Genomic DNA, 8,375 nt, shown 5'->3' on the forward strand with positions numbered 1-8,375 from the left:
GATGCGCACGATCGGCGGGGCCAACGTAAAAACAAATGTCATCTCGTCTCATGCGCCGAACATGGCACACCAGATCACAAATGGGAATCTTATGTCAGGTGGTGAACACTAGCAGAGCGCAAGACTGGCGCGGTCATGATGGTGGGCGACGGCGTCAACGATGCCCCCGCCCTGGCGGCGGCTGATGTCGGAGTCGCGATGGGTGCGCGTGGAGCTGCGGCGTCAGCGGAGGCGGCGGATGTCGTGCTGCTGGTCGATCACCTGGATCGCCTGCTTCCGGGGATCGAGGTCGCGCAGCGCTCGCGACGCATCGCCCTTGAGTGCGTCGTGGCCGGGATCGGGCTGTCGGTCCTGGGCATGATCGCGGCGGCCTTCGGGTATCTGACGCCGGTGCAGGGTGCGCTCTTGCAGGAGGGGATCGACGTGGCGGTCATCCTCAACGCCCTGCGGGCGCTCAGGATCGTGCCGGGACAAACAGGTCGGAAGGCGGGCAGCCCTGGTGATGCAGCATCCCGTCGGCTGCCCCGGGCGACGTCCATCCTGCATTCCCCGGAAGGCTCTTCGAACGAGCCGAGCGCTGCGGCTCCTCTCCGAATCAGCAAGCAGAATACTCATGGAACTGGGCAGCCCGACACATCGTAAACACCAGCCTGTGCCCACGGGCGACATCTACCGGGGCGGCCTCAAAAATTGGCTGGAATATCTGGCATCGGTTCGGCCCCTGAATACAGGGGCCCGCAAGATGCAGCTGAAATTTTTTCAGAATGTGAGCTCGGCAGGTGCGCCAAGCGCAATCGGGGTCACGTCGGCAGCATGGCTGCTCCATCAAGCCGAACACTCGACGGGCAATCGAGCCGGCGATCGGCCGTCCTCAGGGGGCTGACCATTCGGTTGGCTCGACGCCCAACCCTTTCGACGGTGCGTCGAGGGTGAAGACCACGCCCTGAGGGACATAGTCGATCGATGCAGAGCCGCCGAACTCGTCCGCCAGCACGCGCTCCACGATCCTACCTCCGTAACCCTTCGATGACGGCATGCGGACCTCGGGTCCACCCGCTTCCGTCCAGACGAGCAGCAAGCGGCATCGTCGATACTGCGACGCGGACGGTCTGCCAATGCTCGTGCCTTTCGATCGCGTCTCACGTCACTCGTCTACGAGACAAGGCTGCTGATCTCGACGCGCCCACTATCATCTCAGCAGATTACGTCCGAGGCGGCAAACGGTTGCATTGGCGCGCGCACGGCGTCGCGAGAAGCTTAGAAATCAGCCAAGATCATTCAGGGTCCTCCTCGATCGCGAGGAGAGCATTTCCATCGCCCATAGGATGAACTCCAGGCCGCGTGCGCCCGGATCGATGGAGCGCCTCGCCGCATGTCGTTGCGCCGCTCACCGACGTTTTTTGAAGCTGGTGCAAGCGCGATTCTGCATAAAATGTCAGAATGTTGCGTAGGGCTTGGGTCTTTTGGTCCGATCAGGCGTTGTGCGAGAACACCAGCACAAGGGCACGACTTTGACGGCACAGTTCGAGACGAGACGAGACGCGAGGCGGAGATGACCGTCGAGCGACTCGTACAGGAGTTCAAACTGGAGCGGACCGACATCTTCGTCGCCGCCGCAGGGATGGAGAACACCGCAGGCGAAGAAACAGCAGGATCGGACGTCGAGGCGGGCGAACCCAGCGTCGACGAACGTCATGATGCCGCCTTGAACGGTTCGATCGAGGTATCGGTCCACGTCGAGGACGAGAACAAGGCGAACCTCATCCGCCAGGCCTTCGCGGAGTTCCGTGCGCATGACATCGAGGAAGCCTGACCGTGTCCGAACCAACCCCGCACGTGTTCTCGGAAAATTCGTCAGATGAGAAGGATCGGATCCCGGAAGGTGGAGGCACGCCCCGGGTTTCCGACACGCTGGTGGGCAGCAGGACGTCTCCCGATCCCGACTATCATCCGGAGGCCTTGGCGAACGCGCTGACGGACTCGGAGGCCGGGGCGATCCCGGACAACGACGAAGGCGGCATCGTGCCCTTGAAGCGGCGTGAGTAGCCGACGACGGACTTCGGCGCGGAACCAGTGCTGGTTCGGCGACTTGGGTCTGTAAATCGAGGATATCCCATGACCATCAAAGCCATCCTGTTCGATGTCGACGGCACGCTCGTCGACAGCAATGACCTGCACGCTCAGGCTTGGGTGGATGCCTTCGCGGAATTCGCCATCGCCATTTCAGTGGCGGATGTGCACGGCCAGATCGGCAAGGGTGGCGACAACCTCATGCCCGCACTTCTCGACGCGGACATTGTCGAGCAGCACGGTGAGGCGATCTCGTCCGCACGCAGCCGCATCTACGGGGAAAGCTACGCCAGTCAGGTGGAGCCCCTTCGCGGATGTCGCTGCTCTGTTCACCCGGGTCAGGCAGGACGACTGGACGATCGTGATCGCGATATCGGGCCAGAGCGAGGAGGTCGACCCCCATCTGGAGAAGCTCGGCGTTCGCGAACTCGTCGATGCCGTGACGACGGCAGGCGACGCCGAGCGCACAAAGCCCGACCCGGACATATTCGCCGCAGCTCTCAGGAAGGTGGGCGCGGAAGCGGCCAACGCGATCGTCGTCGGAGACAGCCCATACGATATCACGGCAGCCACCAAACTCGGGATCCGGACGATCGCTGTCCGCAGCGGGGGGTTCGAGGACCGCACTCTGATGGAAGCCGGCGCCGTTGCGATCTACGACAATCCTGCCGACCTCCTGGCTCGTTATGACGCCTCGCTACTGGCGTCCGGCTGACCGCAGACTGCCGCATGTTCGATCAGCTGGGAGATGGATGCGCCGTCGGTCGAGTGGCTCTGGCTGCCTACTGCGCGGAGTTTCATAGGAGATTCCTCAGCCCACCTCGCAGATGAAGCAAGCAGTTGGCGTCCGCGATAGTGGCGTGGGTGTCGCCGGCCGCAAGGGAGCGCCTGAAATGATGCATATCGATGGCGACGATCTCGACTGCCTGATCGTGGGGGGAGGGCCGGCAGGATTGACTGCCGCACTCTACTTGGCCCGCTTCAACAGGCGCTTTCTCGTGGTAGACGGTGGGCTGGCTCGGGCATCGTGGATCCCCAGCAGCCACAACATTCCGCTGTTCGCCGAGGGCATTGCCGGCAAGGACATCCTCGCTCGTCAGCGGGCGAATGCCGAGCAGTATGGAGCCTGCATCCTGAGCGGCACCGTGACCGGGCTGCGCAAGTTGCCCGACGGCTTTACCGCTTCTGTCGACTGCGGCACGGGCGAAAGCCGCGAGATTGGAGCACGCCGGGTGCTGCTGGCGACCGGCGCCGTCGATATCGAGCCCGACTTGCCGGACGTGCCCGACGCCGTCCAGCGGGGCCTGGTACGGTATTGCCCAATCTGCGACGGCTATGAGGCAATGGACCGCAAGATCGCGGTCATCGGCTTTGGCGACCAGGGAATCGGCGAGGCCGTGTTCGTGGCGCGTACCTACTCGCGCGACGTGACGCTTCTGACGCTTGGCAAGGGTTCGGAACTCGACCGTGACGAGCGCGCACTGGTCGAGAAGCACGGGATCAAGCTGGTCGATGAACCGATCATCGCGCTCGATCTCGATGGCGACAAGATTTCCGCACTGCGCACCGAAAGCGGCATGGAGCACCGCTTCGACGTGCTGTATTCGGCCCTGGGAATGACGATCCGGTCCGATATTGCCGTCGCATTGGGTGCCGAGCATGACGCTGCGGGAGCACTGATCGTCGATGACCACAACCGGACCAGCGTGGCGGGACTTTACGCGGCGGGGGATGTCGTCCGGGACCTGAGCCAGATCGTGGTCGGGATGGGGCATGCGGCGGTGGCTGCGACCGACATGCATAATCGCTGCGAACTGCCGACCGCCGATGAACCGGAATGGCCAACCCGTGCTCGGGCCGGATGCAGTTGACGGGGCATAGGGATCTCTCAGCGTCCGCCTTTATCCGGGGACGGCAAGGCTTCGGAAAAGCTGCTCGCCCCCGAGTGCGATGAACGAAACGACGGTCATCATCAGACCGCGGCGGAAGCGCCTCTGCTTGATGATCCGGACGCGAGAGGTTCTGAGCAACTCGGTCGCGACAACCGACGTCCAGTCCGACTTAAGCGCCTGGTGGACGAAATCGCCGACATTGGCGAACCGGTCGGGATTGACGTGATAGACGTGCGAGTCGGACGTCTTGGTCGCGAGATCCCGCTCGGCCCGCGGCCGGCTCGGATAGAGCACGTGGCCAAACTGGATGATCGGCACGATGATGATCAGCCAGACCGCTGCATAGAACAACGGTCCGATCGGGGCGCTGTTCGGCAGCAGGTCGCCGAAGCGCAGCACCACGTTCAGCGCAAGGATATAGCCTACCGCTACGATCTGGGCCTTGGTGTCGTAGGTGCGCACGGACGCGTGCGCGCCTCCAGCGCCGAGAGCAGCATCTTGTTGGCATTGTCGCGTTCGACGTTGCTTGGCGCGGACATGATCGAGTCGAATCGCAGGGTGGGAACGAGGCGGCGGCTTTTCGCGCCAGAAAGCCCGGCCGACCCACCCTCAGAGCGATCCGGCGCGCCAGGCGCGCTTTAAAAACGTATGGCTCGCCCCGCCTGCAAGTGACTTTTTGACGGCTTTTCAGTCTGCGCCAACGTATCCGGTCTCGGGGCCATGATCGTCCCCGGCCAAGATGGAGGCTTCGTCTTGATACCAGAGCGCAATCCGCTTGTCGGGATGGTCGACGTTTGCCGCCCTCAGGGCCTCGGCGAGCCCTATTTATGGAATGGCTCGCCCCTTTCCCTCGGCGCATGATTGCGTCGTTGATGAGGATGGCACGGAGGCGAGCCGATGAATGAGATCAGGGTTCTTGGTATCGATCTTGGAAAGGACGTTTGCAGCGTTGTCGGCCTTGATGAGTCTGGGAAAGTGGTGCTGAGGCGCCGAATGCGTCGGGACAGCGTATCGAAGCTGGCGGCGGGCATGCCGGCCTGCGTGATGGCAATGGAAGCCTGTTGCGGCGCCCACCATCTGGGCCGCCAGCATTGTGAGCAGGGCCACGATGTCCGGTTGATGTCGCCCGAATATGTCCGGCCCTAGCACGGGTTGGCCAGAAAGGCCGCCTCTGCCACCGCTGGTGGACTCGCGGCAAGCGACCACCCGGGCTCTGCGACCAGCGCTTCGAATGGACCTACATCTTCGGTGCCGTCGAACCCGCCACCGGCCAGTCCTTCGCCCTGGTCCTGCCCTATGCCGACAAGGCGATGATGAACCTCTACCTCGCCGAGTTCGCCGGCACCATTCCTGACGACGTCCATGTCGTCATGGTTCTCGACGGCGCCGGATGGCACGGTGAAAAGGCCCTCGACGTACCGACGAACATCACCCTCGTCGCGCTTCCGCCCTACAGTCCCCAACTCAACCCGGTCGAGCGGCTCTGGCTCTATCTGCGCGAGACCTCCCTCAGCCTCTGCGTCTTCCGCGACAGGCAAGCCATCATCGACGCATGCTGCGANCCAACTCAACCCGGTCGAGCGGCTCTGGCTCTATCTGCGCGAGACCTCCCTCAGCCTCTGCGTCTTCCGCGACAGGCAAGCCATCATCGACGCTTGCTGCGACGCCTGGAACCCCGCCACCAAAGATCCGAGCCGCATCCAATCCCTCTGCAACTATCCCTACATCAAAGCGGTCAGTACTTGAGCTCGCCGGTATCATAGGAAGCCTGTGAGGATCGACGACTAGTGTTGATCGAATATGTGGCGACGTTGGAGGTCGATTTTATTGAGGAGGTCGACGAACTCGTCGGCTTCCTTCGGCTCCATATCCACCATCACCTGTTCGTCGATAACTAGAGGCAAATCCGTAAACACGTCGACAACGGACCAAGTCCTGTCGGAAATCTTTCGAAGTGAGTAGCGCACGGTTTCCATACTCGAAATCTACGCCTGCCCACGTAGGTCGGAAAGAGATTCCACCGCGCTAAAAAGTGGTATCCGTCCTCTACCTACGAAGTAGGTAAGCATCAGCTAATCGGCGTCAGTTCCGATTCCGTATTATCTACCGTCCGCATGTGAGTGCGTTGATACCCAATCCGAGATTCAAATGCCCTGCAAGTCCTGCGCCGAGCGCCGCAAGATGCTGGCCGAGGCCCGGAGGAAGGGGCTACTCCAAGCAGCGCGGACCATCCCCGCAGTCGGCCGCCGCCTGATCCGAAAACCACCTAAAAAAGGAAAGTAGCCGGTGCGGTTTCTCGATTCCATCGTCAACATCTTGACCGGCCAGGGGCTTGGTAAGGGGAAATCCCAGGGCAGCACGTATGCCTTCACGCCGATGGACCCGATGGAACTGGATGCGGCCCATTGCGGGTCGTGGCTGGCCCGGAAGGTGATCGACATCCCCGCCATGGATATGTGCCGGGAATGGCGTGACTGGCAGGCCGAGAACGACGAGATCGAGAAGATCGAGGCCGAGGAAAAAGCGGCTGAATGTTCGCGGCAAGGCGCTGGAGGCCAAGACTAAGGCGCGGCCGTACGGCGGCGCGGCGATGTTCATCGGCGACGGCACTACCAACCAGTCTGAGGAGCTGCGGCCCGAGCGGCTGGCTGGCGGGGGGCTCAGGTATCTGCCGGTCCTGACGTGCCAGCGCTTGTCAGCCGGCGAGCTCGAGACCGACGTCGCCTCGCCCTGGTATGGTACGCCCAAGGTCTACACCCTGCAGACCGGCACCGGTGCACAGGTGATCGTGCATCCGTCGCGCCTGGTACGGTTCATCGGCGCCCCGCTGCCGAATACCGAGACCGTGGTCTCGACATCGTGGGGCGACAGCATACTGGAGGCCGTGTCCCGCGCTCTGAAGGATACGAACGCGCCCTCCGTGCCATGCTGCGCTCACTGGCGGCCACGGTGCGCTCCGACGTGCTTCCCCCCGGCCGCAGAAGCCGAGATCGCCCGTCAGCGGGCAGCCATGACGCAGGACGCGCTGGGCGAGTTCGTATTCGAGGGACTGAAGCAGATGGCCGTCCGGCTGGGCGTCATTGCCGAGGGTATGGTCGGGCGCATCCTCCGTCTGGAGAGCGAGCGGCATACCAAGAAGTAGCTGGCCTCGGTCCGGTCGACGATCGGGATCGATATTGCCGCGGTGGTGAGCCAGGAGGACCTGGCGGAGTATCTGACCACGGCGGCGGCGCGGAATGCCTCGCTGATCAAGTCGCTCGGGGATGACGCCATCAAGCGGGTGGAGCAGGCGACCTATCAGGCCATCCTGCAAGAGGCCAGACGGCGGCGCAATTGCGGAAGCGGATGACGGAAGAATTCGGGGTGCTCGATAGCCGGGCCAGGCTGATCGCCCGGGATCCGACCTCAATCGGATCCGGCACCAGCAGGCCGGCGTGGCGTCCTACGTGTGGATGTCAAGCCGAGACGAGCGCGTCCGTGAGCGGCACCGCGCGCTGGACGGCAAGGAATACCGATACGGCGAGCCCGCGGGCGCGGAGCAGGGGCTTCCGCGGGGGCAGCCAATTCAGTGCCGGTGCGTCGCGCGCGGGATAGTCGAGATCGACGGGGAACGGTTCTAGCGGCTCTTGTCCAGCCACGTGGATAGTTCGTCGGTCACGTCCGTCGGCGTCTCGATCTCTTCAAAGTCGGCGTCGCCAACCGCCTCAATTGCATCCTTCACGCACTGAGGCGCGCACCAATCGACCACCATCTCGTGTCTGCGATCGGCATTTTCTTCCATCTGCCGGAGCTGCATTCGCAGCTCCTTCACCTCGAGCATGAGGTCGAGGATCAGGGTCTTCAGCGGACGATCGGAATTAGTTGTCATCGAAGGGGAAGCCGAATCGTTTGCCATGACCGCGAATATAGCAATCTTGTGAAGGAATGCCACGATGGATACTGACCTGACTGCTCGCACTGGTGGGCCGACATGGCGCTCGTAGCATCGCTTGAAATTCTTCTCGAAGACATCCCCGGCCTCGTCGTCGCTGACAGTGTGCAGACGATGGGCGCGGAACACTTCGCTGCCAAGGCGCAATCTGAAGCGCTTGAATGGTCCGACCCACGAGACTGGCACGCAAACCCGGTGATGACCGGCGACCAGCGCACCGTCAACGGGCGCACCTGGAAAAGCACTATGGATCTCCGCATCGATAACTGCTACTCTTCCGGCTGTCGTGGCCTGATTGTGTAGTTCCATTCGGGATGGAAGGCGTCGCCGGTGATGTCGAGGCGGGCGAACTCGGCATCGGAAACTTTGAGCCCCTTCTCGTAGATGCGCGTATCGAGCGCACACTCGACTTTGAGGCCGGTCCTGGTTGTCGTTGCGCCGATCAGTTCGACCACGGCGCGGCGATCGGTCAACGGGTGGCC

At 62.6% G+C, this 8,375-nt stretch carries 14 protein-coding genes and 3 pseudogenes; 13 read left to right on the forward strand and 4 right to left on the reverse strand.

Annotated features, from left to right (window positions below):
• Positions 1-108 precede the first annotated feature (108 nt).
• A pseudogene (locus VQ042_RS23850) lies at positions 109-468 on the forward strand (heavy metal translocating P-type ATPase); the annotation flags it as partial.
• 403 nt (positions 469-871) lie between these two features.
• On the opposite strand, the gene VQ042_RS23855 reads toward VQ042_RS23850, so the two are convergent.
• Positions 872-1,036, reverse strand: a complete 165-nt coding sequence (locus VQ042_RS23855) for a hypothetical protein (protein ID WP_331822771.1) — start codon at positions 1,034-1,036, stop codon at positions 872-874.
• 336 nt (positions 1,037-1,372) lie between these two features.
• Between VQ042_RS23855 and VQ042_RS23860 the strand changes: the two genes are divergently transcribed.
• The 5 genes and pseudogenes from VQ042_RS23860 (at position 1,373) to VQ042_RS23880 (ending at position 3,941) form a co-directional block, all read left to right on the forward strand.
• Complete coding sequence (locus VQ042_RS23860) at positions 1,373-1,813, forward strand: hypothetical protein (protein ID WP_331822772.1); 441 nt, start codon at positions 1,373-1,375, stop codon at positions 1,811-1,813.
• A 2-nt stretch (positions 1,814-1,815) separates the two neighbouring features.
• Entirely contained in the window at positions 1,816-2,046 is a 231-nt protein-coding gene (locus VQ042_RS23865; RefSeq protein WP_331822773.1) for a hypothetical protein, read from the forward strand.
• A gap of 69 nt (positions 2,047-2,115) precedes the next feature.
• Positions 2,116-2,307: pseudogene (locus VQ042_RS23870) on the forward strand (HAD family hydrolase); the annotation flags it as partial.
• Positions 2,234-2,785 carry an HAD family hydrolase gene (locus VQ042_RS23875; RefSeq protein WP_331822781.1) on the forward strand — a complete coding sequence of 184 codons (552 nt, stop codon included), beginning with the start codon at positions 2,234-2,236 and terminating at the stop codon, positions 2,783-2,785. The pseudogene VQ042_RS23870 and the gene VQ042_RS23875, both read left to right, overlap by 74 nt.
• 181 nt (positions 2,786-2,966) lie before the next feature.
• The gene (locus tag VQ042_RS23880; RefSeq protein WP_331822774.1) at positions 2,967-3,941 is read left to right on the forward strand and encodes an NAD(P)/FAD-dependent oxidoreductase; all 975 of its coding nucleotides are present in this window, start codon (positions 2,967-2,969) and stop codon (positions 3,939-3,941) included.
• A 30-nt stretch (positions 3,942-3,971) separates the two neighbouring features.
• Here the strand turns inward: VQ042_RS23880 and VQ042_RS23885 are convergent, their stop codons facing one another.
• Complete coding sequence (locus tag VQ042_RS23885) at positions 3,972-4,424, reverse strand: hypothetical protein (protein WP_331822775.1); 453 nt, start codon at positions 4,422-4,424, stop codon at positions 3,972-3,974.
• Positions 4,425-4,512: 88 nt separating this feature from the next.
• On the opposite strand from VQ042_RS23885, the gene VQ042_RS26190 reads away from it, so the two are divergent.
• From VQ042_RS26190 to VQ042_RS26200, 7 genes and pseudogenes are all read left to right on the forward strand, one after another.
• Positions 4,513-4,686: a winged helix-turn-helix domain-containing protein gene (locus tag VQ042_RS26190; protein ID WP_442880210.1), complete on the forward strand. Its 174-nt coding sequence runs from the start codon at positions 4,513-4,515 to the stop codon at positions 4,684-4,686.
• 173 nt (positions 4,687-4,859) lie between these two features.
• Positions 4,860-5,105, forward strand: a pseudogene (locus tag VQ042_RS23890) (IS110 family transposase); the annotation flags it as partial.
• A complete protein-coding gene (locus VQ042_RS26195) occupies positions 5,093-5,725 on the forward strand; it encodes a transposase (protein ID WP_442880211.1) in 633 nt (210 codons plus the stop codon). The pseudogene VQ042_RS23890 and the gene VQ042_RS26195, both read left to right, overlap by 13 nt.
• Before the next feature lie 523 nt (positions 5,726-6,248).
• Positions 6,249-6,527, forward strand: coding sequence for an anti-CBASS protein Acb1 family protein (locus VQ042_RS23900; RefSeq protein ID WP_331822777.1), 279 nt, complete (start codon positions 6,249-6,251; stop codon positions 6,525-6,527).
• Complete coding sequence (locus VQ042_RS23905; protein ID WP_331822778.1) at positions 6,433-7,104, forward strand: anti-CBASS protein Acb1 family protein; 672 nt, start codon at positions 6,433-6,435, stop codon at positions 7,102-7,104. The genes VQ042_RS23900 and VQ042_RS23905 overlap by 95 nt, the downstream gene beginning before the upstream one ends.
• 45 nt (positions 7,105-7,149) lie before the next feature.
• The gene (locus VQ042_RS23910; protein WP_331822779.1) at positions 7,150-7,311 is read left to right on the forward strand and encodes a hypothetical protein; all 162 of its coding nucleotides are present in this window, start codon (positions 7,150-7,152) and stop codon (positions 7,309-7,311) included.
• A 64-nt stretch (positions 7,312-7,375) separates the two neighbouring features.
• Positions 7,376-7,582, forward strand: a complete 207-nt coding sequence (locus VQ042_RS26200) for a minor capsid protein (RefSeq protein ID WP_442880212.1) — start codon at positions 7,376-7,378, stop codon at positions 7,580-7,582.
• On the opposite strand, the gene VQ042_RS23915 is transcribed toward VQ042_RS26200, so the two are convergent.
• Both VQ042_RS23915 and VQ042_RS23920 read right to left on the reverse strand, forming a co-directional pair.
• Positions 7,579-8,202 (reverse strand): hypothetical protein, encoded by a 624-nt coding sequence (locus VQ042_RS23915; protein WP_331822780.1) that lies wholly within the window; start codon positions 8,200-8,202, stop codon positions 7,579-7,581. The genes VQ042_RS26200 and VQ042_RS23915 overlap by 4 nt on opposite strands.
• A partial coding sequence (locus tag VQ042_RS23920) for an ISAzo13-like element transposase-related protein (protein WP_442880209.1) occupies positions 8,163-8,375 on the reverse strand: 213 nt, incomplete at its 5' end. The genes VQ042_RS23915 and VQ042_RS23920, both read right to left, overlap by 40 nt.

Origin of the sequence: Aurantimonas sp. A2-1-M11 (assembly GCF_036549475.1) — a bacterium.
Taxonomy (GTDB): domain Bacteria; phylum Pseudomonadota; class Alphaproteobacteria; order Rhizobiales; family Rhizobiaceae; genus Aurantimonas.

Bases quoted from the DNA above. Each gene is read 5' to 3' on its own strand.
- VQ042_RS23855 (WP_331822771.1), bottom strand. From the start codon at position 1,036: ATGCCGTCATCGAAGGGTTACGGAGGTAGGATCGTGGAGCGCGTGCTG.
- VQ042_RS23860 (WP_331822772.1), top strand. From the start codon at position 1,373: ATGTCGTTGCGCCGCTCACCGACGTTTTTTGAAGCTGGTGCAAGCGCG.
- VQ042_RS23875 (WP_331822781.1), top strand. From the start codon at position 2,234: ATGTGCACGGCCAGATCGGCAAGGGTGGCGACAACCTCATGCCCGCAC.
- VQ042_RS23880 (WP_331822774.1), top strand. From the start codon at position 2,967: ATGCATATCGATGGCGACGATCTCGACTGCCTGATCGTGGGGGGAGGG.
- VQ042_RS23915 (WP_331822780.1), bottom strand. From the start codon at position 8,202: ATGGAACTACACAATCAGGCCACGACAGCCGGAAGAGTAGCAGTTATC.